Here is a 25,161-nt window from a genome sequence, read left to right as displayed (position 1 = left end):
CCGCCGCTCCTAGGTCTCGGGGAGATCGGCCGGGCCGTCGGTGTTCACCGCGTCCCAGCGCTTCCACATGGGGTCGGCCTCGGAGTCGAGCCAGGCGAACAGCCGGTGGGCCGCCCGCACGCGCCCGGCCCGTTCCGAGTCCTCCGGGAACAGCGCCAGCCCCTCGCCGGTGATGTCCACGAAGGACGTCAGACTCTCCAGCCGTCGTTGGAGCACGCCCGACCACGCGTCCTCGGTGATCTGGTAGTAGGTCGAGCGCTGACCTGCCCGGGTGACGGCCTGCACCATCCGCGCCTCGGTCAGCAGTTTCAGCGTGGTGGTCAGGGACGCCCGGCTGGCCTGGACCGCCTGCGCGATCTGCGCGGGGGTCTGGGCCGGCGGCTCGCTGACCATGAGCCAGGCCACCGTCCGCCCCATGATCGGCGGCCACCCGGCCTGGCTCATGAACCAGGACGTGACGCGTTCCATCCACGCCTCGACGTCCGGACCCGGCCTCGACTCCCCGCCCTGGCCGAGGGGTTGGGGTGTGGGGTCAGGACCCGGACCGGTCATGTCTGCCATCGTACGGAACCTTCTCGTTGTTGCTGTACCCGCTACTCGTTTCAGTCATCAATGTAACGTCAAGATACGGCTTCCGCACGGTCGTCGGCGGTCACGGCGCGCCACTCGGCGGCGGTCAGGGTGGGTTCCGCGGGCGCGACCGTGCCGACGACGGCGGCGAGCGCGGCCTGGACGTCCGGTGCGCCGAGCGCGTCGGCCTCGCCCGACAGCGTGTTGACCAGCAGCGCGGCGGAGCAGACGACGGGGTGGAGCAGCGCCGCCTCGCCGATCGTGTCGGCCTGGCGGCGGCGTTCGGCGGCGTAGCGGGTCAGCCGCGGGTCCTCGGACCTGGTCTGCACGTCGGGGTAGCAGACGTCCTGCGACGTGGCGAGGATCCAGGGCGTGTCGACGACCGCGCCGACCGCGCGCTGCACGGCCTGCGCCGCGCCGGGGACCAGGCCGCCGCACTCGGACAGCGTCCGGTCGAGGGCGGCGGCGGCCAGCGCGGCGCTGCTCATGCCGTGTCCGTAGACCGGATTGAAGGCGGCGACGGCGTCGCCGACGACCGCGAGCCCGTCGGGCCAGCGCACCAGGCGCTCGTAGAAGAGCCGGCGGTTGGCCGTCGAGCGGGATGCCTGCACGGGGGTCAACGGCTCTGCGTGGCGCACCAGTTGCGAGATCAGCGGGTGGCGCAGGGAGTCCAGGTAGTCGCGGAACCCGTCCTCGTCGCCGGGCGGTTCTGCGCCGCGGGTCCCGGAGAGGGTGACCATCCAGCGTCCCCGCTCGATCGGCAGCAGGATGCCGTTGCGGCCCGGCACCCCGGCGCGGTGGTCGGCGTAGACGCTGACGAGCGGGAAAGGACCGCGGGCGCCCTCGGGTGCGGCGAAGATCCGGGTGGCGTAGGCCATGCCCGAGTCGATGACGTCCTCCTGGACGGGCGGCAGGCCCAGCACGCCGAGCCAGCGCTTCATCGGGGAGCCGCGGCCGGTGGCGTCCACGACGATGTCCGCCTCGACGACCGACATCCCGCCGCCCGTACGCGGCTTGTAGGTGACGCCGGTGATCCGGTCGGCGTCGCCGCGCAGGCCGATGATGTCGGTGTCGGCGAGCACGGTGATCCGCTTGTCGCGCAGCGCCTGGTCCCGCACGGTCCAGTCGAGCAGCGGCCGGCTGGCCGCGATCATGAACTGCGTCTCGGGCATGCGCTGTTGCCAGCCGTAGGCGGTGAGCGAGACCAGGTCCTCGGGCAGCCGGATCCGGTGGGCGCCGTCGGCGAGCAGCCGGTCGACGGTGCCGGGCAGCAGCGATTCCATGAGCCGCGCGCCGCCGGACCACAGGACGTGCGTGTGCTTGGCCTGCGGGACTCCGCGGCGCGGGTCGGGCCCCTCGGGCAGCCGGTCCCGGTCAAGGACCGTGACGGTGTCGACGTGGCGCAGCAGCGCGACGGCCGCCAGCATTCCGGCCATGCCCGCGCCGAGCACGACGGCGCGGCCTCCGGCGACGGGCCCGGTGGGTCCCGTGGGCCCCGTGGATGTTCCGACCATGGTGTCCTCTCACGTTCCTTTCCTGATGGATGCCCTGGGGTGCGCCTCGGGGCGGGGGCCTCGGCCGGGACTCATGCCGGGGCTTCGGCCTCGGCCGGTCGTCGCGCGTACGGGCGGCGACCTGGGTCCGTAGCCGGGCCCGGCGGCGGGTCCTGGGCGGCCCGGCGTCTCCCGGCAGACGGCCGGCTCATGACGCGGGGACCCGGCCGAGGCAGGCGGCGACGGCCGTGGCCACGGCGGGCCACTGCTCGGCCAGGTAGAAGTGGCCGCCGGGGAAGCGCCGGAAGGACGTCCCGCCCGTGGTCTCCCGGCGCCATCCCTCGGCGTCCGCACCGCGCGCCCAGGGGTCGTCCTCGCCGAGGAACACGCTGATCGGGCAGCGCAGCGGCACGCCGGGACGGTAGGCGAAGGCGTCCAGCGCGCGGTAGTCGCCGCGCAGCACCGGCAGGACCATGGCGAGGATGCCCGGGTCCGCGAGCAGCGCGCCCTCGGTGCCGCTCAACGCGGTGAGGTCGGCGACGAGTTCGGCGTCGCTGCGGCGGCCCAGGTGCGCGTTGCGGTGCACGGCGGGCGCTCCCCGCCCGGAGGCGATCAGCGCCACCGGGCGGGTCCTGCCGCCCGCCTCCAGGCGGCGGGCCACCTCCCAGCCGACCAGGGCGCCCATGCTGTGTCCGAAGAGCGCCAGCGGAGCGGTGTCGGGCAGGTGCCCGAGCGCGTCGGCGACGGCGTCGGCGAGGCGTCCGATGTCCTCGGTGCAGGGCTCGTTGCGCCGCTCCTGCCGACCGGGGTACTGGGCGGCCAGCACCTCCACGCCGGGCGGCATGTGCGCGCTCAGCGGCTTGAAGAAGGTCGCCGATCCCCCGGCGTGCGGCAGGCAGACGAGCTGCACCGCGCCGGGACCGGGCGCCGCGGGCGTGTAACGGGTGATCCACGGACCGGTCTTCAGGTCCCAGGCGGTCATGGTTTCCTCCTCAGCGCCGCCGGGCCGGTTCGGCGACGACGGATGGAGCGGTGGGCGTACGGGGGTGGATGCCGGTGGCGGCCAGGTCTCCTGTGGCGCCCGCGCGGGGCGGCCACGGGATGCCGGGGCTGCCGTCGCGCCCGCGCGGGGCCGCCGCGCCGGATCGGGGTCCGGGCGCGGCGTCGGCCGGAGGTCCTTCCGGCCGGCGCCGCGGGCGCGTCAGTCGGGGTCGAGGGCGGACAGCCAGCCGTCCACGGCCGCCGCGGTGGCCGCGGCGTGCTCGGCCTCGATCATCGAGAAGTGGTCGCCCGGCACGTCGACGGTGTCGTGCGGCAGCGCCCAGTCGACCCGCCAGCCCTCGGCCGCACCGCCCTGGTGGCCGCCGATCGGTTCGCTCGCCCGTACCAGCAGCGTGGGCGCGGTGAGGGCGTCGAGGCCGTAGTCGAACCCGGCGTAGCGGGCGCGGGCGGTGAGCCATGCCTCGCCCGCGTCGTCGGCGGAGGTCTCCACGACCTCCCGGCGCTCGCGCAGCGAATTCTGCAGGGTGTCCGTCCAGTCGGCGCCGAGCCCGTGCCCGCCGCCCCAGGTCGGCGTGTCGATGAGTACGAGTCCGGCCGGGGCGTGTCCGTCCGCCGCCAGTCGGGCCGCGGTGACGGCGGCGATGTTGCCGCCGCCCGAGTAGCCGAGGACCGCGAACCGCCTTCCCCCGGCGGCCTGTTGGGCCGCCTGTGCCAGCGCCCCGGTCAACGAGTCGACGGAGCAGGGCAGTTCCTCGCCGGACACGAAGCCGGGCAGGCCCACGACGGTGGTGGCGCGCCGTCCGCCGAGGCCGGCGGCGAACCGCGCGTACTGGTGGAAGTTCTGCCGCCAGATGAAGGTCGGGAAGCAGATCAGCAGCGGCTCGTCCGGGCCGTCGGCGAGCTTCACCGTCCGCAGGGGGCGGGTCAGTTCGGCGGTGGTGGTGAACTGGGCCCGGTAGTCGGCGAACCTGGCGAGCAGGTCGTGCGCCTCCTCGCCCCGGCCGAGTTCCACGGCGCGTTCGAACAGGCCGCTCAGGCCCTCGGCCGAGCGCACGGCGGGCGCCGCCGGGGCGGCGGATCCCGTGGCGGCGTCGCCGAGTTCGCGGTCGAGGTGGGCGGCGAGCGCGTCGACGCTGGCGTGGTCGAAGACCAGGGTGCTGGGCAGCGCGATGCCGGTGACGGCGCTGAGCGTGGTGGACAGTTCGACGGCGGACAGCGAGTCGAAGCCGAGGGTGGACAGTTCGCGGTCCGGGTCGACGTGCTCGCCCGACGGGTGACCGAGCACCCGGGCGACCTGGAGGCGTACCACGCCCAGCAGTTCGGCCGGCCGCTCGTCGGGGCCGAGCCCGGCGAGCCGTTCCCGGAAGGTGCCGGACTCCTGCGGCGCCGCCGGTTCCGCGGCGGGCGCGGGGCTGACGGAAGGGGCCGGGAAGGTGGCGGTCCGGCGCGTCGCGCCCGTAGCGCCCGTAGCGCCCGTAGCGCCGAGCCAGTAACCGGCGCCTTGGAACGCGTAGGTGGGCAGGTCGACGACGCGGGCGCCGGTGCCCGCGAACACCGCCTCCCAGTCGGGCCGGACGCCGCGGGTCTGCACCGCGGCGACCGCGGCGAGCAGCGTGCGGGCCTCCGGCCGGTCGCGGCGCAGCGCCGGGACGACGACGGCGCCCGCGGCGGCCTCCCCCAGGCTGTCGCGCGCCATGGAGCTGAGCGCGGAGTCGGGGCCCAGCTCGACGTAGGTGGTCACACCGGCGGCCGCCATCGTCCGCATGCCGTCGAGGAACCGGACGGCCGAACGGATGTGGCGGGCCCAGTAGTCGGGTGAGGTCAGCTCGCCGGGCCCGGCGATCGTGCCGGTGACGTTGGAGAGCACGGGGATCTCCGGTTCGGCGAAGGTCATCGTCGCGGCCAGGTCCCTGAAGGCGTCCAGGATCGGGTCCATCCGCGTGGAGTGGGAGGCGATGCTGATCGCCAGCCGCCGGGTCTTGCGGCCCCGCTCGGCCCAGTGCGCGACGAGTTCGTCCACCGCGGCCTCGTCCCCGGAGACGACCACGGCCCGGGGGCCGTTGACCGCGCCGAGCGACACCTCGTGGTCGCGTCCGGCGAGCATCGGCGCCAGTTCGGCCTCGGACGCCTGGATCGCGGCCATCGCGCCGCCGGGCGGCAGGTCGCCCATCAACCGCCCGCGCGCGGCGACCAGTTCGGCCGCCTCGGGCAGCGACAGCACCCCGGCCAGGTGCGCGGCGGACAGCTCGCCGACCGAGTGGCCGATGAGGTGGCCGGGCCGCACGCCCCACGATTCCAGCAGCCGGTACAGCGCGACCTGGACGGCGAAGGTCACCGGCTGGGTGTACCGGGTCTCGTCCAGCAGGGCCGCGTTCGGCGATCCGGGCGCCGCGAACGCCAGCTCGCGCAAGGGGCGTTCGAGGTGCGGGTCCAGCGCCGCGCAGGCGCCGTCGAAGGCCGCCGCGTACGCCGGGAAGGTGGCGTACAGCTCCTGTCCCGCGCCCGCGCGCTGTGCGCCCTGGCCGGTGAAGAGGAAGGCCGGGCGACCGCTCGCGGACGGCGGCCCGACGGCCGCGTCCGGGTCGGGTACGCCGTCGGCGAGCGCCCGCAGTCCGCGCAGCGCCTCCTCGCGGTCGGCGGCCAGGACCGTGCCGCGGGCGGTGAGTTCCGCGCGGGTGGTGGCGAGGGAGTAGCCGACGTCGGCCACCGCGAGCTCGGGCCGGTCGGCGAGGTGGTCCGCGAGCCGGGCGGCCTGGGCGCGCAGCGCGCGGCTGCCGTCGCCCGAGACGGGCAGCAGGACGGGCACGGCGGGGGAGGCCGCGGCATCGGCATCGGCGGTCCTTTCACCGACGCCCCCTTCTCCGACGGTGCTTTCACCGACTGCCGCAGGAGCGCGTACGCCGGTCGGCGGGGCGGGATCCGCGAGTTCCGCGGGGGCCTGTTCGAAGATCGCGTGCACATTGGTGCCGCTGATGCCGAAGCCGGACACGGCGCCGCGGCGCGGTCGCGGCTGGTGCCCCGACTCGTCGGCGGGCTTGGCCTCGGGCCACGCGATGGTCTCGGTGAGCAGCCGCACCGCACCGGAGTCCCAGTCGACGGCGGGCGTCGGGGCGTCGATGTGCAGGGACTTCGGCATCGCGCCGTTGCTGATCGCCAGCACCATCTTGAGCACCCCGGCGATGCCCGCGGCGGCCCCGGTGTGCCCGAAGTTGGACTTGATGGAACCGAGCCGCAGCGGCTGGTCGGCGGGCCGCTCCTGACCGTACGTGGCCAGCAGCGCGCTGGCCTCGATGGGGTCGCCGAGCGTCGTGCCGGAGCCGTGCGCCTCCACGATGTCGACCTCGTGCGCGGACAGCCCGGCGTTGCGCAGCGCGGCGCGGATCACCTTGGCCTGCGCGCGGCTGCTGGGCGCGGCCAGGCCGTTGCTGGCACCGTCCTGGTTGATCGCCGAGCCGCGGATCACCGCGTGCACCCGGTGGCCGTTGCGGCGCGCGTCCGACAGGCGTTCCACGACGATCGCGCCGGCGCCCTCGGCCCAGGCGAATCCGTCGGCGGCGGCGGCGAACGCCTTGATGCGGCCGTCGGCGGCGAGTCCGCGCTGGTGGGTGAACTCGATGAAGAGGGTGGGGGTGGGCATCACGCTGGCGCCGCCGACCAGGGCCATGGCGCAGTCGCCCGAGCGCAGCGCCTGCGACGCCTGGTGCAGCGCGACCAGCGACGAGGAGCAGGCGGTGTCGATGGAGACCGCGGGCCCCTCCAGGCCCATGACGTACGCGATCCGGCCGGACGCCACGCTGCTGGCGTTACCGGTGAGCTGGTAGCCCATGATCTGCGGCGGCAGCTCCTCGGCGTCGGTGCCGTAGCCCGCGTAGGAGACGCCGAGGAAGACGCCGGTCGCACTGCCCTTCAGGGAGTGCGGGTCGATCCTGGCGTTCTCGACCGCCGCCCAGGACACCTCCAGGGCGAGCCGCTGCTGCGGGTCCATGGCCAGCGCCTCGCGCGGCGAGATGCCGAAGAACTCGGCGTCGAAGCGCGGCAGGTCGGTGAGGAAGCCGCCCTGGCGGGCGATCGAGGCGCCGGGGGTGTCGCCGTCGCCGAGCAGCATGCCCAGGTCCCACCCGCGGTCGTCCGGGATGTCGGTCATCATGTCCCGGCCGGACTCCAGCGCCTCCCACAGCTTCTCCGGGGTGTCCGCGCCGCCGGGGAAGCGACAGGCCATCCCGACGACGGCCAGGGGCTCGGTGGCCGCCGACAGCAGCCGCTGGTTCTCCTCGCGCAGCCGTTCCGTCTCGGTGAGGGCCGCGCGCAGCGCCTCGACGATGCGTCCGGTCTCCATGGCCATCAGTGACTCCGTTTCTGCTGGGACTTCCGTGGGGCCCGGCGCCGCTCGCGCCGCGTGTCGTGATCTCCGGTGGGCCGGGGCCCCGGGCTCGGCTCTCGCGTCGGCCGGCTCCGGGCGGCTGCTCGGGCGTTCAGAACCGGTACCGCTCCTGCCACGGCCCCCGGTGCCCCGCGGTCCGGCTCCGTACCGCGGGTCGAGGGGCGAACCCGGTCCGTACGGTCCGGTGCCGTACCGACCGCTGCTGTACGAACCGCTGCCGTACCGACCGCTGCCGTACGTACCGGGCGCACGCCGTCACCGCTCGCCCAGCGCGGCGCGCACCAGGTCGTCGACGTCCATGTCGGCGATGGCCTCGCGCCGCTCCTCCCGCGCCTCGGGTTCCTCGGGCGCGTCGGGTGTGTCGGCCAGCCGCAGCAGCGTGTCCAGGACGCCGGCGGCGCGGAGCCGGGCGAACGGGACGGTGGCCAGCAGTCCGCGGATCCTGGCCTCCTCGGAGTCGGCCGAAGGGGGTCCCGCGACATCGGCGGAGCCCTCCACCAGCTCTTCGTGGAGCCGGGCGGCGAGCGCGGACGGGGACGGGCAGTCGAAGACCAGGGTGCTGGGGAGTGTCAGGCCGGTCGCGGCGTTGAGCCGGTTGCGCAGCTCCACCGCGGTGAGCGAGTCGACGCCCAGGTCCTTGAAGGCCCGCGACGGCCCGACCGGGTCGGTGCCGCTGAGCCCGAGCACCGCGGAGGCGTGCGAGCGGACCAGATCGAGCAGGTGCTCGCGCTGCTCGGCCGCGGGCCGTCCGGCCAGTTTCGCGGCGAGCGAGCGCGCCTCCACCGGGGCGGTGGAGCGGGCGGCGGCCCGGCGTCCCGCGGGCCTGCCGCCCGCGACCAGTGCGCGCAGCATGCCGGGCACCGGCGCCTGCCCGGCCTGGTCGCGCAGCGTCGGCAGGTGCAGCCGGGTCGGGACGGCCAGGGCCGTGCCCGTACCGCGCGCCGCGTCGAGCAGGGCCATGCCGCGCCGGGCGTCGATCGGCAGCACACCGGAGCCGGTCATCCGGGCGACCTGCTGCTCGTCCAGCCGTCCGGTCAGCTCGCTGACCTCCGACCAGTAACCCCAGGCCAGGGAGAGCGCGGGCTGACCGTGGGCGCGGCGATGGTGCGCGTACGCGTCCAGGAACGCGTTCGCGGCGGCGTAGTTGGCCTGTCCGGGGTTGCCGAGCACACCGGCGCCCGCCGAGTACAGCACGACCTCGGCCAGGTCCGACTCCCTTGTCAGGTCGGCGAGGTTGACCACCGCGTCCACCTTGGGCCGCAGCACCCGGTCGACCTGTTCGGAGGTGAGCGAGCCGACCATCCCGTCGTCCAGGACACCGGCGGTGTGCACGACGGCGGTCAGCGGGCGGTCGGCCGGGACGGCGTTCAGTACGGCGGCGAGCGCGTCGCGGTCCGCCGCGTCGCACGCGGTGACGGTGACGCTCTCGGCGCCCGACTCCAGGAGTTCCGCGCGCAGTTGTACGGCGCCGGGGGCGTCGGGACCGCGTCGGCTGGTCAGCAGCAGGTGCCGTACGCCCCATGCGGTGACCAGGTGCCGGGCGGCGATCGAGCCGAGGGTGCCGGTGCCTCCGGTGACCAGCACCGTGCCGTCCGGGTCGAGCGGCTTGGGCACGGTCAGCACCAGCTTGCCGGTGTGCTTGGCCTGGCTCATCAGCCGGAACGCCTCGGGCGCGCGGCGCACGTCCCAGGTGCGGACGGGCAGCGGGCGCAGGATACGGCGTTCGAAGAGCGCGACGAGCTTGCCGAGGATCTCCGCGATCCGGTCGGCGCCCGCGTCGATCAGGTCGTAGCGGCGGTACGCCACCCCGGGGTGGTCGGCGGCGACCGTGTCCGCGTCGCGCGGATCGGTCTTGCCCAGTTCCAGGAATGTGCCGCCCTCGGGCAGCAGCCGCAGTGAGGCGTCGATGAACTCCTGCGCCAGCGAGTTGAGTACGACGTCCATGCCGTGCCCGTGGGTGGCCGCGAGGAACTTCTCCTCGAACTCCAGGGTGCGGCTGGAGGCGATCCGGGACTCCTCGAAGCCCATCCGGTGGAGCGTGTCCCACTTGCCCTCGCTGGCCGTGGCGAAGACCTCCGCGCCCCAGTAGCGGGCGAGTTGGGCCGCGGCCATGCCGACGCCGCCGGTCGCGGCGTGCACCAGCAGCCGCTGTCCCTCGGCGAGGCCCGCGAGGTCCGCGAGCCCGAACCAGGCGGTCAGGAACACCGCGGGCACGCCCGCCGCCTGCTCGAAGGACAGGCCGCGCGGTATCCGAGCCACCAGCCGCTGGTCGGTGACCGAGTACGGTCCGAACGGGTCGTGCAGCAGGCCCATCACCCGGTCTCCGACGGCCAACCCGGCAACGCCGGGCCCGACCTCGGTGATCAGACCCGCGCCCTCGCTGCCGAGCCGGGCCTGGCCCGGCACCATGCCGAGGCTCACCAGCACGTCACGGAAGTTCACACCGGCCGCGCGGACCGATACGCGTACCTGCCCCTCCTCCAGCGGTGCCAGCGCCTCGGGGTGCGGAATCAGCGCGAGTGCGTCCAGGGTGCCGGGCGCGGTGGTGTCGAGCCGCCAGGCCGCGGCGCCAGCCGGCGGGCGCAGCAGGCGGGTGGTGTCGGCCGGGGCGAGGCGCGGCACGGTGGCCACCCCGACGCGCAGCGCGATCTGCTGCTCGTCGGCGGCGATCGCGCTGTTGAGGGCGGCGCCGACGCGCAGCCGGGACTCGTCGCGGCCGTCGAGGTCGAGCAGCAGGAACCGGCCCGGGTTCTCGGCCTGCGCCGACCGCAGCAGCCCCCAGAGCGCGGCGTGCGCCAGGTCCTCGACGTCCTCGTCCTCGGCCGCGGCGACCGCCCGCCGGGTCACCAGCGCCAGGCGGGTGCCCCGCAGCCGGTCGTCGGCCATCCACTCCTGGAGCAGGGCGAGCGCGTCGGTGACGACGTCACGGGTGGTGGCCGCGAGGTCGCCGCCGGGCTTCGGCGTACCGAACGACAACAGGGCCAGGCCGGGCGCGGGCGCGCCCTCGGCGATCGCGGCGGCCAATTCGACTGGGCCGGTGCGGACTTCGGCCACGGCGTCCACCGCGCGCAGCGCGGGCAGCAGACCGTGGACGTCGTCGCCGAGTACGGCCCAGCCCGCGCCGGTCGGCGCACCCGCGTCCAACGGGAGCCGCTGCCAGTCGAGTTGGAACAGCGCGTCCTTGATGTCCGCGTCGGCTTCCGGACCCGCCGCGTCCAACTGAGCCGCGCTGACCGGCCGCATCACCAGCGAGCCGACGGACAGCACCGGGGCGCCGTCCGCGTCGGCGAGCGTCAGCCGCAGGGTGTCCTGCCCCTCGGCCGCCGTGACCCGCACCCGTACGGCCCCGGCACCGACCGCGTGCAGCGTCACGTCACGCCAGGCGAACGGCAGATAGGTGGCCGAGGAATCGAGGAAGTCGCCGAAGCCGGTGGCGTGCAGCGCCGCGTCCAACAGCGCCGGGTGGACGCCGAACCTGCCCGCGTCCTGGTGGAGTTCGACCGGCAGCGCGGCCTCGGCGTAGACGGCGTCGCCGAGCCGCCAAGCGGACCGCAGCCCCTGGAAGGCCGGGCCGAAGGCGTAGACGGTCTCCCGCGCCCGCTCGTACATCCCCTCGGTGTCGGCGGCCACGGCGCCCGGCGGCGGCCACGCGGTCCCGCCCAGCGCGGCGTCGGCACCGCCGTCCGCCGCGTCGGCGGCGGGCGCGAGCGTGGCGGTGGCGTGCCGCGTCCACTCCGCGGGGGTCTCACCGCCCTCGGGCCGGGCGTGCACCTCCAACTCGCGGCGGCCCCGCGCGTCGGGCGCGGCGACGGACAACTGCACCTGGACGTTGCCCCGTTCGGGCAGCACCAGCGGGCTGCCGAGGGTCAGTTCCGCCACCGTGCCGCAGCCCGCGAGGTCGGCGGCGTGCAGCGCCAGTTCCACGAAAGCGGTACCGGGCAGCAGCAGCCGGCCGCCCACCCGGTGGTCGGCCAGCCAGGGGTGGGTGGCGGTCGACAGCCGCCCGGTCAGCAGCAGCCGGTCCGCGCCCGCGACCGGCAACGCGGCGCCCAGCAACGGGTGTCCGGCGGCTTCGAGCCCGAGGTCGGAGGCGTCGCCGGAGTTCTTGTAGCCCTCGGCGAGCCAGTAGTGCTGGTGCTGGAAGGCGTACGTGGGGAGGTCCACGCGGTGGGCGGGGGTTCCGGCGAAGACGGACCGCCAGTCGACGGGCAGACCGCGTACCCAGCCTTCCGCGAGGGAGGTCAGGAACCTTTCCTGGCCGCCCTCGTCACGACGGAGGGTGCCGAGCGCGACGGCGTCGGACCCGGCGTCCTCGAAGGTCTCCGCCAGACCGACTGCGAGAACCGGGTGCGGGCTGGACTCAATGAAGTACCCGAAGCCGTCCGAGAGCAGAGCCCGGACGGTCTCGTCGAAACGGACTTCCTGGCGGAGGTTGGTCACCCAATACGCCGCATCCAGCGCGGTGGTGTCGAGCTTGCCGCCGGTGACCGTGGAGTAGAACGGCACCTGCGACGACCGGGGCTCGATGCCGTCCAGTGCCTCAACTACCTCCCCGCGTATGGCATCGACCTGTGCCGAGTGCGAGGCGTAGTCCACATCGATACGACGCGCCCGAACGCCCTCGGCCTCGCATCCGGCGAGGACGTCGTCCAACGCCTCCGGCTCACCGGAGACGACCGTGGACGACGGGCCGTTCACTGAGGCGACGGATATCCGCCCCTCGAAGCGCGCGATCTGCTCCCGCACCGCTTCCGCAGGGAGGGCGACGGAGACCATTCCGCCGTTGCCGGACAAGGTTCCGCGAATGGCCTTCGCCCGCAATGCCACGACCTTCGCCGCATCCTCCACGGACAACGCGCCCGCGACGCACGCGGCGGCAATCTCACCCTGACTGTGACCGATCACCGCACCCGGCTCGACACCCGCAGCACGCCACACCTCGGCCAACGACACCATCACCGCCCACAACGCCCCCTGAACAACCACCACGTCATCCAGGACGCCCTCGCGAATCGCCTCCACCACCGACGAACCGACATAAGGACGCAGCGCCGCGTCACACTCCGCCAACCGCACCGCGAACACCGGAGACGAGGCAAGCAACTCCATCGCCATCCCCGCCCACTGCGACCCCTGACCAGGAAAGACGAACGCCACCCGACCCGCACCCGGACGCACCACACCGGACACCACACCCGAGGCCGCGACACCCTCCGCGACAGACCCCAGCAGGCCCCGCGCCTGGTGCGCCTCTGGGGCGAGCGCCACGCCGCGGTGCTCCAGGGCGGCCCGTGACGTGGCGAGCGACAGCCCGACGTCGGCCGGGCGGGAGCTGTCGCCGACGTGGTGCGCGAGCCGTTCGGCCTGCTCGCGCAGCGCGTCCGCCGACCTCCCGGACACGAGCCACGGGACGACCCTCAGCGGCCCCAACGGGCAGCTGTCCGGGCCGACTTCGGGTTCCGCGAGGGCCTGCGCACCGTCGTCCTCCGGCTCCTCCAGGATCACGTGCGCGTTCGTCCCGCTGATCCCGAAGGAGGACACGGCGGCCCGGCGCGGCCGGTCGGCGCGCTTCCATTCGAGCGGCTCGGTGAGAAGTTCGACTCCGCCGCCGGACCAGTCGATGAAGGGGGACGGCTCGTCGACGTGGAGGGTGCGCGGCAGCAGTCCGTTGCGCATCGCCTGAACCATCTTGATGACGCCCGCCACGCCCGCCGCGTGGGCGGTGTGGCCGATGTTGGACTTGATGGAGCCGAGCTTGAGGGCGTCGCCGTCGGCGCGGTTCCGCCCGTAGGTCGCGAGCAGGGCCTGGGCCTCGATGGGGTCGCCGAGCCGGGTGCCCGTGCCGTGGGCCTCGACCGCGTCCACCTGGTCGGCGGACAGGCGTGCGTCGGCGAGGGCGTCGCGGATGACGCGCTCCTGGGACGGGCCGTTGGGGGCGGTGAGCCCGTTGCTGGCGCCGTCCTGGTTGAGGGCGGAGCCGCGGAGCACGGCGAGCACGTGGTGGCCCTGGCGCCGCGCGTCCGACAGCCGCTCCAGCAGCAGCACCCCCGCGCCCTCGGACGGGCCGAAGCCGTCGGCCGCCCCCGCGAAGGACTTGCAGCGGCCGTCGGGCGCGAGGGCGCGCTGCCTGCTGAACGCGATGAAGCCCTGCGGTGTCGGCATCACCGCGACACCGCCGGCGAGGGCGAAGGAGCACTCTCCCGACCGCAGCGCCTGCACCGCCAGGTGCATCGCGACCAGTGACGACGAGCACGCGGTGTCGACGGTGAGCGCGGGGCCCTCCAGGCCGAGGCTGTAGGAGACGCGGCCGGAGACGACGCTGGCGAAGGAGCCGACCCCGATGTAGCCCTCGAGGCCCTCGGGCACCTTGTGGTTGCCGGTGACGTAGTCCACGGTGGCGGCGCCGACGAACACCCCGCCGCGGCTGCCCTTGACGGACAGCGGGTCGATTCCCGCGCGCTCCAGCACCTCCCAGGAGATCTCGAGCATGAGCCGCTGCTGCGGGTCCATGATCAGGGCCTCGCGGGCGTTGACGCTGAAGAAGTCGGCGTCGAACTGGTCAGCGTCGTGCAGGAATCCGCCCTCGCGCACGTAGTTCTTGCCCTCGGCGTCGGGGTCGGCGTCGTAGAGGCTGTCCAGGTCCCAGCCGCGGTTGACGGGGAACGGGGTGATGGCGTCGCCGTCCTCGGCGACCAACTGCCACAGGTCGTCGGGGGTTTCGACGCCGCCCGGGTAGCGGCAGGCCATCGCCACGATCGCGATGGGCTGCGGGTCCTCCAGCTCGCGGACCCGGCGCCGCGCCTTGCGCAGGTCGGCGGTGGCGCGCTTGAGGTACTCGCGGAGCTTGTCCTCGCCGACCTGGCCGGCGCCGGCGCTGCTGACCGTGGTGTCCATCAGGAGTCACACCTATTCGTGTTCGGGTTCGGTGAGGTCACAGCCGTACGGTGGGCGCCGTCACGGGGTGTCGAGTTCGTCGTCGAGCATGGCGAGCAGCTCGGAATCGGTGGCCGCTTCCAGATCGAGGTCGTCGGCGGCCTTGCCGGCGGACCGGGCGGTGCCGGGTTCCTGCGCGTCCTGCAATTTGGAGGCCAGGGCGTGCAGCCGCGCGGTGACCTTCCGCCGCAGCTCGTCGTCGGCGGCCGGCAGGTCCAGCAGCACCGATTCCAGGCGGTCCAGTTCGGCGAGGGCCGGGACGGTCTCGGCGGCTTCGCCCGGGGCGAGTTGGCCGCGGATGAAGCGGGCCGCGGCGGTCATGGTCGGGTGGTCGAAGGCGATGCTGGCGGGCAACTGGACACCGATGGACGCCTGGAGCCGGTTGCGCAGCTCCAGCGCGGTCAGGGAGTCGAAGCCCAGCTCCTTGAAGGCCCGGTCGGTCTCGATGGCCTCGGGCGAGCCGTGGCCGAGCACCGAGGCGACGTGGCCGCGGATCAACTCCTCCAGCCTGTGCAGTTGTTCGGCCTGCGACAGCCCGGCGAGCCGGGCCGACCAGTCGGCCGCCGCGGTCTCCGCGCGCGGTGCCTCCACCTTGCGCCTGGCCGGTGCGGCGGCCTGGACGAGGCCGCGCAGGAGGTCGGGGAGCGTGCCGGACGCGGCCCGTACGCGCAGCGCGTCGGTGTCGAGCCGGATGGGGACGAGCAGGCTCTCGCCATCGGTGACGGCCGCGTCGAACAGGTCGGTGCCCTGGCGCGCGGACAGCGGCAGGACCCCGGCCCGCGCGACCTTGGCCGCGTCGGCGTCGGCGCCCATCGCGCTGCTCTGCGCCCACAGGCCCCAGGCGAGTGACTGACCCGGCAGCCCGAGGTCGCGGCGCTGCCGGGCGAGGGCGTCGACGAAGGCGTTCGCGGCGGCGTAGTTGGCCTGGGCGATGCTGCCGAGGACGCCGGAGGCGGAGGAGAACAGCACGAACGCGGACAGGTCGGCGTCGCGCGTCAGGTCGTGCAGATGGAGGGCGGCGGCGGCCTTGGGCGCGAAGACCCGGTCGATGTCCTGCGCGGTGAGCCGTTCCAGCGAGGCGTCGGACAGCACGCCCGCGCAGTGCAGGACGGCGGTCAGCGGGTGTTCCTCGGGGACGGTCGCGAGAAGGGCGGCGAGCGCGTCGCGGTCCGCGGCGTCGCACGCGGCGACGGTGACGGTCGCGGCACCCGACCCGGTCAACTCATCCCGCAATTCGGCCGCGCCGGGGGCCTCTTCGCCGCGGCGGCCGACCAGCAGCAGATGACGTACGCCGTGCCGCTGGACCAGGTGACGGGCGATCAGGCCGCCGAGGGCGCCGGTGCCGCCGGTGATCAGGACGGTGCCGTCGGGCCGCCATGGGGTGCCGCCTGCCGCCGACGACGTGGCACGGGCGAGCCGGGGCACCATGACCGTGCCCGCGCGCAGGGCGAGTTGGGGTTCGCCGGAGCCGACAGCGGCGGGTACGGAGGTGGGGAAGAGCGCCAGCGAGCCCGGGTCGTCGTCCACGTCGGCCAGGACGAACCGGCCGGGGTGGGCGGCCTGCGCCGAACGGATCAGACCCCACAGCGAGGCGCCGACGAGGTCGCCGATCCGGTCCTCGGCGCGGGCGGCGACCGCGTGCCGGGTGAAGACGACCAGCCGGGACGGTGCCAGCCGGTCCTCGGCGAGCCAGCTCTGGACCGTGGCGAGGAGGTCGACGGTGGCGGCACGGGCGGCCGAGGCGTCGTCCCGCTCGTGCGGAGCGAACCCGTGGCTGACGGCGACGAGTTCGGGCGCGGGAAGCCCCGCGTCGAGAGCTTCGGTGAGCGCGCCGAGATCGTCGTACGCCTGCGGGTACGCCCCGGACTCCTCCAGGGCTTCGGTGAGCCGGTCGTCGACCGGGCCGAGCAGCAGCCAGTCGGCGCTCTGGCCGGAGACGGGAACCGGCGCCCACTCCACGCGGTGGAGGCTGTCCGGCCGGCCGGCGGCCGAGTGGTTCACCTCGTCGGCGGTCACCGGCTGCGGCAGCCCGGCGTCCAGGACGGCGACCGGGCCGCCGTCGGGATCGGTGAACGTCGCGGTGAACTCGTCGGGCTGGCCGGTCGGACGCAGGTGGGCGCGGAGCGCGGTCGCCCCGGCGGCGCGCAGCGAGAAGCCGGACCACCGCGTCCACTGGGCGTTCTGGTTCCGGTTGACCAGGGCGGGTTGCAGTGCCGCGTCCAGCAGAGCCGGGTGAAGGCAGAACCGGGCCGCGTCGCGGGCGTGTTCCTCGGGCAGCCGGATCTCGGCGTAGTACTCGCGGCCGACCCGCCACAGCTTGCGCAGGCCCTCGAACGCCGGGCCGTACACCTGGCCCAGGTCGGCCATCCGGCGGTGGAAATAGGCGAGGCTGACGGGCTGCGCGCCGCTGGGCGGCCAGACGGAGCCTTCCAGTTCGTCGGCCGGGCCGGACGCGTCCGGTTCCTCGGGTACGAGGACGCCGGTGGCGTGCCTGACCCACGGCGCGTCCGGCTCGGCGTCCTCGGCGCGGGCGTGCACGGCCAGCGGGCGGCCACCGTCCTCGTCGGGCGCGCCGACGGACACCTGGACGTGCACCGCGGCCTTTCCCCGCAGCGCGAGCGGCACGGTCAGCTCCAGCGTCTCGATCCGGCCGCAGCCCGCCATCTCGCCCGCGTAGAGGGCGAGTTCGGCGAAGACAGCGCCGGGCAGCACGGGACGGTCGTGCAGACTGTGGTCGGCCAGCCACGGGTGGGTGCGCAGCGAGAGGCGGCCCGTCAGCACGATCCGGTCCTCGTCGGCGACGCGGACCGCGGCCGACAGCAGCGGGTGATCGACGGACTCCTGCCCGAGCCCGCTCGGGTCCCCGGCGCGCGCGGCGTCACCCTCCAGCCAGTAGCGCTGGTGCTGGAAGGCGTAGGTCGGCAGGTCCACGGGGTGGGCCGGGGTTCCGGCGAAGACGGACCGCCAGTCGACGGGGAGGCCGCGTACCCAGCCTTCGGCGAGCGAGGTCAGGAAGCGTTCCTGGCCGCCCTCTTCGCGGCGGAGGGTGCCCAGGGCGACGGCGTCCGATGCCGCGTCCTCGAAGGTCTCCGCGAGACCGACTGCGAGAACCGGGTGGGGGCTGGACTCCACGAAGTAGCCGAACCCGTCCGAGAGCAGGGCCCGGACGGTCTCGTCGAAACGGACCTCCTGACGGAGGTTGGTCACCCAATACGCCGCATCCAGCGCGGTGGTGTCGAGCTTGGCACCGGTGACCGTGGAGTAGAACGGAACCTGCGAGGACTGCGGCTCGATGCCTGACAGGGCCTGGACGACCTCGTCACGGATGGCGTCGACCTGTGCCGAGTGCGAGGCGTAGTCGACATCGATACGACGCGCCCGTACGCCCCCGGCCTCGCATGCGGCGAGAACGTCGTCCAGCGTCTCCGGCTCGCCCGAAACCACCGTGGACGAAGGCCCGTTGACCGAAGCCACACCGATCCGGCCGTCCCAGCGCGCGATCAGCTCACGTACGTCCTGCGCGGGCAACGCGACCGACACCATCCCACCGTTGCCCGACAAAGTCCCGCGAATCGCCTTCGCCCGCAGCGCCACGACCTTCGCCGCGTCCTCCACGGAAAGCGCGCCCGCCACGCACGCGGCAGCGATCTCACCCTGGCTGTGACCGATGACCGCGCCCGGCTCGACACCGGCAGCACGCCACACCGCGGCGAGCGACACCATCACCGCCCACAACGCCCCCTGAACCACCACCACGTCATCCAGGGCGCCCTCGCGGATCGCCTCCACCACCGACGAACCGACGTGAGGACGCAGGGCCGCGTCACACTCAGCCAACCGCTCCGCGAACACCGGAGACGAGGCAAGCAACTCCATCGCCATCCCTGCCCACTGCGACCCCTGACCGGGAAAGACGAAGACCACCCGGCCGGAGCCCGGACGCACCACACCGGACACCAGACCCGGCGCCGGGACGCCCTCCGACAGCGAACCGAGCGCGCTGAGCGCCGACTTGGTGTCGGTGGCGACAGTGACGGCGCGGTGCTCGTGCTCGGCGCGGGTGAGGGCGAGCGCCCGGCCGATGGAGGCGAAGTCCGGGGCGTCGGAGTCGCCCGCGTATCCGCTCAGTCGGCGGGCCTGTGCGCGCAGGGCGGCGGCGGACCGGCCCGACACGGGCCACGGGACGGCGTTCAGCGGGCCCAACGGGCCTTCGTCCAGCGCGGATTCGGCCTCGTCCGGCTCGGCGAAGTCGGTGGCGGCTTCCAGGACGACATGCGCGTTGGTGCCGCTGATGCCGAAGGCGGAGACGCCCGCGCGGCGCGGCCGGTCATCGGCGGTCGGCCACTGCCTGGCCTCGGTCAGCAGCTCGACGGTACCGCTGGACCAGTCGACCTGGGGGGTCGGCGCGTCCACGTGCAGGGTGCGCGGCAGCAGTCCGTACCGCATGGCCTGCACCATCTTGATCACACCCGCGACACCCGCGGCGGCCTGCGCGTGCCCGATGTTCGACTTGACCGAACCGAGCCACAGCGGCCGGTCGGCGGGGCGGTCCTTGCCGTAGGTGGCGAGCAGTGCCTGCGCCTCGATCGGGTCGCCGAGCGTCGTACCGGTGCCGTGTGCCTCGACCGCGTCCACCTCGTCGGCGGTCAGCCGGGCGTCGGCGAGCGCGGCCTCGATCACCCGGCGCTGCGAAGGGCCGTTGGGGGCGGTCAGGCCGTTGCTCGCGCCGTCCTGGTTGACCGCGGTGCCGCGGACCACGGCCAGCACGCGGTGGCCGTTGCGCCGGGCGTCCGACAGCCGCTCCAGCAGCACCAGGCCCGCGCCCTCGGAGAAGCTGGTGCCGTCCGCGGCGGCGGCGAACGCCTTGCAGCGGGCGTTGGGCGCGAGCATCTGCTGGCGGCTGAACTCGATGAACTCCATCGGGCTCGGCATCACCATCGCGCCTCCGGCCAGGGCGAGTTCGGACTCGCCGTCGCGCAGCGACCGCACGGCCAGGTGCAGGGCGACCAGCGACGACGAGCACGCGGTGTCCACCGTCAGCGCCGGGCCCTCCAGGCCGAAGGCGTAGGACACACGGCCGGAGACCACGCTGTTGGCCGACCCGGTCATCGTGTAGCCCTCAAGGCCCTCGGGTATCCGCGCGACATCGGCGCCGTACCCGGTGTAGGACGCGCCGACGAACACGCCGGTACGGCTGCCGCGCAGGTCGGCGGGCGCGATACCGGCCCGCTCGAACGCCTCGTACGCGGACTCCAGGACCAGCCGCTGCTGCGGGTCCATGGCCAGCGCCTCGCGCGGCGAGATGCCGAACAGCTCGGCGTCGAAGTCGGCCGCGCCGTCCACGAAGCCGCCCTCGCAGGCGAGTTCGACGCCCTCGGGGTCGAACAGCCTCAGGTCATCGGTCTCCCAGCCGCGGTCACCGGGGAAGCCGGTCATCGCGTCCCCCTCTCCCGCGACGAGGTCCCACAGGTCCTCGGGGGAGGTGACACCGCCGGGATAGCGGCAGGCCATGCCGATGACCGCGACGGGTTCGTGGCTCTGCGCCTCGACCGTCCGGAGCCGCCGCTGCGTGCGCCTCAGGTCGGTCATGACCTTGTTGAGGTAGTCGCGGAGCTTCTTCTCGTCGGTGGACGGGGCCTGGTTCGTCATCGCGTGCACTCCGGGGTTCGTGGGGACCTGCGGGCGGGGTTTCCAAAGAACGAGCGGGTCATCACGTGCCCAGCTCACGGTCGATCAGGGCGAAGATCTCCTCGTTGCTCGCGGCGCCCAGCGCGTCCTCGTCCGTCGCGCTCCCGCCGTGGCCTTCGGGTGCCTCGTCGTCCGCGGCCTCGTCGTCGCCGACCTTCCACAGCAGGCGCTCAAGGCGCTTGACGAATTTCACGCGGGCCGGTCCCTCGGGCAGCCCGGCCGCCAACGCGCTTTCCAGTCGGTCGAGTTCGGCCAGGCCCGGCGTCCCTGCGGTGTCCTCGCCGCCGAGGCCCAGTTCCTCGCGCAGGTGGCGGGCGAGGACCGCGACCGTCGGATAGTCGAAGACGAGCGTCGACGGCAGGGCCAGGCCGGTCGCCGTACCGATCCGGTTGCGCAGTTCGACCGCCATGAGGGAGTCGAAGCCCAGCTCGCGGAACGGCCGGTCCTGGTCGACGGATTCCCCCGTGGCGCCGTCGAGGGTCACGTGGCTGGTGACCGCGGCGGCGTGCCCGCGCACCAACTCGACCAGCTCGCGCTCCTGTTCCGCCGCCGGGCGGCCCGCCAGCCGGGACCGCAGTTCCCCCGCCGTGGCCGCACCGGTCCCCGCGGCTTCCGTGTCGCCCGCCACACCGGACCGCAGTGCGGCGACCGCCTCGGGGATCTCCGTGAACAGCGCGGTCGGGCGCTTGGCGTGGAAGACGGGCGCGAACCGCTCCCAGCGCAGGTCGATGACCACCGGGGCCGTCTCGTCGCGGTCGAGCGCCTGTTGGAGGGCGGTCACGGCCAGCGCGGGCGCCATCTCGTGGATGCCCTCCAGGCGGCCCCGGGCACCGACGTCCCCCGCGGCCATACCGGTACCGGCCCACGTACCCCATGCCACGGAGGTGGCGGGAAGTCCCTCGGCGCGGCGGCGCTCGGCCAGCGCGTCCAGGAACGCGTTGCCTGGCGCGTAGTTGCCGAGTCCCGGCATGCCGAAGGTCGCTCCGAACGACGAACAGAGCACGAACGCCGACACGTTCATGTCCCGCGTCAGCTCGTGCAGATGCACCGCCGCACCGGCCTTGACGCGCAGCACCCGTTCCATCTGATCACGGGTCAGATGTGCCACCACGCTGTCGTTCAGAACGGCCGCGGCGTGGAACACGGCCGACAGCGGTTCCTCCGCCGGGATCGCGGCGAGTACGGCGGCGAGCGCGTCGCGGTCCGCGACATCGCAGGCGGCGAAGGTGACCCGTGCGCCGGCCTGCACCAGCTCCTTCTCCAGAGCGGCGGCGCCCGGCGCGTCCGCCCCGCGACGGCTGACCAGCACCAGGTGCGGCGCCCCGCCACCGGCCAACCAGCGGGCGATGTGCGCACCGATCCCGCCGGTACCGCCCGTGACCAGCACGGTGCCCTCGGGCAGCCATGTGCGGACGGCGGCCGAGTCGGCGGCCGGGGCCCGCAGCAGGCGACGGCCCAGCAGCCCGCCGAGGTCCGGGCGCAGCGCCACATGGTCCTCGTCGGCGATCCCGGCGAGGGCGGCGGCGAGGGTACGACCGGCCCGGACCGTCGCCTCATCGGACAGCTCCGCGAGCGGCGTGGCCGGAAGATCCAGCAGCCCGCCCCACAGCAAGGGGTGCTCCAGCGCCACCACCCGGCCGAGGCCCCAGATCTGCGCCTGCGCCGCCGAGACCGTCCTGTCCCCCGCCGCCACCGACACCGCGCCACGGGTGGCGCACCACAGCGTCGGCTGCGTCCCGGACTCCTCGGCCACCGCCACCAGGGCCTGGACCAGGGAAACGGTGGCGGCCAGGCCCTCCGTAACCGCCGGCCGCTCGGGATCGGGCGTCTCGTCCAGCGCGAGCAGGGACAGGACGCCGGTGAGGGGGGTGGTCCGCTCGGTCGTGTCGCCGCCGGTGCGGGACCGCAGCTCCGCGGCGAGGGCGTCGGCGCTTCCCGCTGTGGTGGTCGTATCGAGGTGCAGCCGTTCGACCTGGGCGCCGTGGCCGGTCAGGGCCGCGTCCGCGAGGTCGGCCCATTCGGCGGGACACCGGTCGGCCGGGGGCAGCACCAGCAGCCAGCGGCCGGTGAGCCGTACCTGCGCCGGGGACACGACCGGCCGCCAGCCGATCCGGTACCGCCAGCCGTCGACCGCCGACGCCTCACGACGGCGCCTGCGCCACGTGGACAGCGCGGGCAGCGCCTCGCGCAGCGGCAGATCGGTGACGACGCCCAGCTCACCGGCCACCGTATCGGCGTCTCCGCCGTCCACGGCCGCCCAGAACGCCTCTTCCACGGCATCGGGCACCCCGGCGTTCGCCGCGCCGCCCGCCGCTGCCCGCTCAGGATCGTCGTCCTCCAGCCAGTAGCGCTGCCGCTGGAAGGCGTAGGTGGGCAGGTCGACGTGGTGGGCGGGGGTTCCGGCGAAGACGGACCGCCAGTCGACGGGGAGACCGCGTACCCAACCCTCCGCCAGCGAGGCCAGGAAGCGCTCCTGACCGCCCTCGTCACGGCGGAGGGTACCCAGGGCCACGGCGTCGGAGCCTGCGTCCTCGAACGTCTCCGCCAAGCCGACAGCCAGGACCGGGTGCGGGCTGGCCTCGATGAAGTAGCCGAACCCGTCCGCCAGTAGGGCCCGGACCGTCTCGTCGAAACGGACTTCCTGACGGAGGTTGGTCACCCAATACGCCGCATCCAGCGCGGTGGTGTCGAGCTTGCCGCCGGTCACCGTGGAGTAGAACGGCACCTGCGACGATCGCGGCTCGATACCCGACAGGGCCTCAATGACCTTGTCGCGTATGGCGTCCACCTGTGCCGAGTGCGAGGCGTAGTCCACATCGATACGACGGGCCCGTACGCCCCCGGCCTCACATGCGGCGAGAAGGTCGTCCAACGCCTGCGGCTCGCCCGAAACGACCGTGGACGAGGGCCCGTTCACCGACGCGACGGAAATACGACCGTCCCAGCGCGCGATCCGCTCACGTACGTCCTGCGCGGGCAGCGCGACCGACACCATCCCACCGTTGCCCGACAAGGTCCCCCGAATGGCCTTCGCCCGCAACGCCACGACCTTCGCCGCGTCCTCCACGGAAAGCGCGCCCGCCACGCACGCGGCGGCAATCTCACCCTGACTGTGACCGATCACCGCACCCGGCTCGACACCCACCGACCGCCACACCGCCGCCAGCGACACCATCACCGCCCACAACGCCCCCTGAACAACGACCACATCGTCCAGAGCCCCGCTACGAATCGCCTCCACCACCGACGACCCCACGTAAGGCATCAGGGCAGCATCACACTCCGCCAACCGCGCCCCGAACACCGGAGACGACCCCAGAAGCTCAGTCGCCATCCCTGCCCACTGCGACCCCTGACCAGGGAACACGAACACCACCCGACCCGCGTCGGAGCGAACCGCTCCGCTCACCAGGCCGGGGGCGGGCGTGTCCGCCGCGAGCGCGCCGAGTACGTCCAGGGCCTGTGTGCTGTTCGCGGCCAGGACCACCGCGCGGTGCTCCATCGCGGAGCGGGTGGTGGCCAGCGAGAGGCCGATGTCCGCGGCTGCGGCGGTAGCGGCCAGGTCGGCGGCCAACCGGTCCGCCTGCCCGCGCAGCCCTGCGGCCGACCGTGCGGACACCGGCCACGGAACGACGTTGAGCGATCCCAACGGGCCCTCGGCGGGGCCGGATTCGGCGATGTCCTCGCTTGCGGCCTGCGGCTCCTCCAGGATCACGTGCGCGTTCGTCCCGCTGATCCCGAAGGCCGACACGCCCGCCCGCCGCGTACGCCCCTCGCCCCGGACCCACTCGCGCGCCTCCGCCAGCAGCTCCACCCCGCCGCCGGACCACTCCACATGCGGCGTCGGCTCATCGACATGCAGGGTCCTCGGCAGGACTCCGTGCCGCATGGCCTGCACCATCTTGATCACACCCGCCACGCCCGCCGCGGGTCCTGAGTGCCCGATGTTGGACTTCACCGAGCCCAGCCACAAAGGCCGTTCGCCGGTCCGCTCCCGCCCGTACGTCGCGAGCAGCGCCTGCGCCTCGATGGGGTCGCCGAGCGTCGTGCCGGTGCCGTGCGCCTCGACCACGTCCACGTCCGCGGCGCTGAGGCGGGCGTCGGCGAGCGCGTCGCGTATCACCCGTTCCTGAGCGAGGTTGTTGGGGGCGGACAGTCCGTTGCTGGCGCCGTCCTGGTTGAGCGCGGTGCCACGGACGACGGCCAGTACACGGTGGCCTTTGCGGCGCGCGTCCGACAGCCGCTCGACGAGCAACGCGCCCGCGCCTTCGGCCCAGTTGGTGCCGTCAGCGGCGGCGGCGAACGCCTTGATCCGGCCGTCGGGCGCCAGGCCGCGCTGGCGGCTGAACTCCACGAAGGCGTCCGGAGTCGGCATGACCGCGATGCCGCCCGCGAGCGCCATCGTGCAGTCGCCGGAACGCAGCGCCTGCACGGCCAGGTGCAGGGCCACCAGCGACGACGAGCACGCCGTCTCGACGCTGAGCGCGGGCCCTTGGAGACCGAACGTGTACGCGATCCGCCCGGCGGCGACGCTCGACATGGTGCCGGTGATGACGTAGCCCTCGACCGGCTCGGGCGTGCGCCGCAGCCGCGACACGTATCCGTTGGCGACGATTCCGGTGTAGACGCCGACCCGTTCCTCGCGCACGGCGCGCGGGTCGATGCCCGCACGCTCGAACGCCTCCCAGGAGATCTCCAGCATGAGCCGCTGCTGCGGGTCCATGCCGAGCGCCTCGCGCGGGGTAATGCCGAAGAACGCGGGGTCGAAGTCGGCCGCTCCGTCGAGGAATCCGCCCTCGGTGACGTAACTGGTGCCACGGCTCTCCGGGTCGGGGTCGAAGAGTCCGGCCAGGTCCCAGCCGCGGTCGTCGGGGAACGGGCCGATGGCGTCACGCTCGCCATCCACCAACCGCCACAGATCCTCGGGCGATCGCACACCGCCCGGGTAGCGGCAGGCCATGCCGACGATCGCGACCGGCTCCTGGGCGGCGGCCTCGGCCTCCCGCAGCCGCTGCTTCGTGACGCCCAAGTCGGCCATCACCCGCTTCAGGTACTCCCGAAGCCTCTCCTCCGTGTTACCGGTGGCCATTCCCC

Annotated in this window: 7 protein-coding genes; all 7 read right to left on the bottom strand. The window is 74.0% G+C overall.

The window, feature by feature from the left end; translation table 11 throughout:
- Nucleotides 1-9 precede the first annotated feature (9 nt).
- Nucleotides 10-561 carry a GbsR/MarR family transcriptional regulator gene (locus ACIQCJ_RS23615; RefSeq protein WP_402712434.1) on the bottom strand — a complete coding sequence of 184 codons (552 nt, stop codon included), beginning with the start codon at nt 559-561 and terminating at the stop codon, nt 10-12.
- A gap of 59 nt (nt 562-620) precedes the next feature.
- The gene (locus ACIQCJ_RS23610) at nt 621-2,084 is read right to left on the bottom strand and encodes an FAD-dependent oxidoreductase (RefSeq protein WP_402712433.1); all 1,464 of its coding nucleotides are present in this window, start codon (nt 2,082-2,084) and stop codon (nt 621-623) included.
- Between the two features lie 187 nt (nt 2,085-2,271).
- Entirely contained in the window at nt 2,272-3,045 is a 774-nt protein-coding gene (locus ACIQCJ_RS23605) for a thioesterase II family protein (protein ID WP_402712432.1), read from the bottom strand.
- 219 nt (nt 3,046-3,264) lie between these two features.
- A complete protein-coding gene (locus ACIQCJ_RS23600) occupies nt 3,265-7,407 on the bottom strand; it encodes a type I polyketide synthase (protein ID WP_402712431.1) in 4,143 nt (1,380 codons plus the stop codon).
- A gap of 294 nt (nt 7,408-7,701) precedes the next feature.
- Nucleotides 7,702-14,340, bottom strand: a complete 6,639-nt coding sequence (locus tag ACIQCJ_RS23595) for an SDR family NAD(P)-dependent oxidoreductase (protein WP_402712430.1) — start codon at nt 14,338-14,340, stop codon at nt 7,702-7,704.
- A 60-nt stretch (nt 14,341-14,400) separates the two neighbouring features.
- Nucleotides 14,401-20,028 (bottom strand): type I polyketide synthase, encoded by a 5,628-nt coding sequence (locus ACIQCJ_RS23590; protein WP_402712429.1) that lies wholly within the window; start codon nt 20,026-20,028, stop codon nt 14,401-14,403.
- Nucleotides 20,029-20,089: 61 nt separating this feature from the next.
- Entirely contained in the window at nt 20,090-25,108 is a 5,019-nt protein-coding gene (locus ACIQCJ_RS23585) for a type I polyketide synthase (RefSeq protein ID WP_402712546.1), read from the bottom strand.
- Between the last annotated feature and the right edge of the window lie 53 nt (nt 25,109-25,161).

The sequence above is a fragment of the Streptomyces sp. NPDC093221 genome, assembly GCF_044753885.1.
Taxonomy (GTDB): Bacteria; Actinomycetota; Actinomycetes; order Streptomycetales; family Streptomycetaceae; genus Actinacidiphila.
The sequence above is the reverse complement of the archived record's forward strand: the minus strand, read 5'-3'. Positions and strand labels throughout refer to the sequence as shown.

Bases quoted from the DNA above. Each gene is read 5' to 3' on its own strand.
- ACIQCJ_RS23590 (WP_402712429.1), bottom strand. From the start codon at position 20,028: ATGACGAACCAGGCCCCGTCCACCGACGAGAAGAAGCTCCGCGACTAC.
- ACIQCJ_RS23600 (WP_402712431.1), bottom strand. From the start codon at position 7,407: ATGGCCATGGAGACCGGACGCATCGTCGAGGCGCTGCGCGCGGCCCTC.
- ACIQCJ_RS23610 (WP_402712433.1), bottom strand. From the start codon at position 2,084: ATGGTCGGAACATCCACGGGGCCCACGGGACCCACCGGGCCCGTCGCC.
- ACIQCJ_RS23605 (WP_402712432.1), bottom strand. From the start codon at position 3,045: ATGACCGCCTGGGACCTGAAGACCGGTCCGTGGATCACCCGTTACACG.
- ACIQCJ_RS23595 (WP_402712430.1), bottom strand. From the start codon at position 14,340: ATGGACACCACGGTCAGCAGCGCCGGCGCCGGCCAGGTCGGCGAGGAC.
- ACIQCJ_RS23615 (WP_402712434.1), bottom strand. From the start codon at position 561: ATGGCAGACATGACCGGTCCGGGTCCTGACCCCACACCCCAACCCCTC.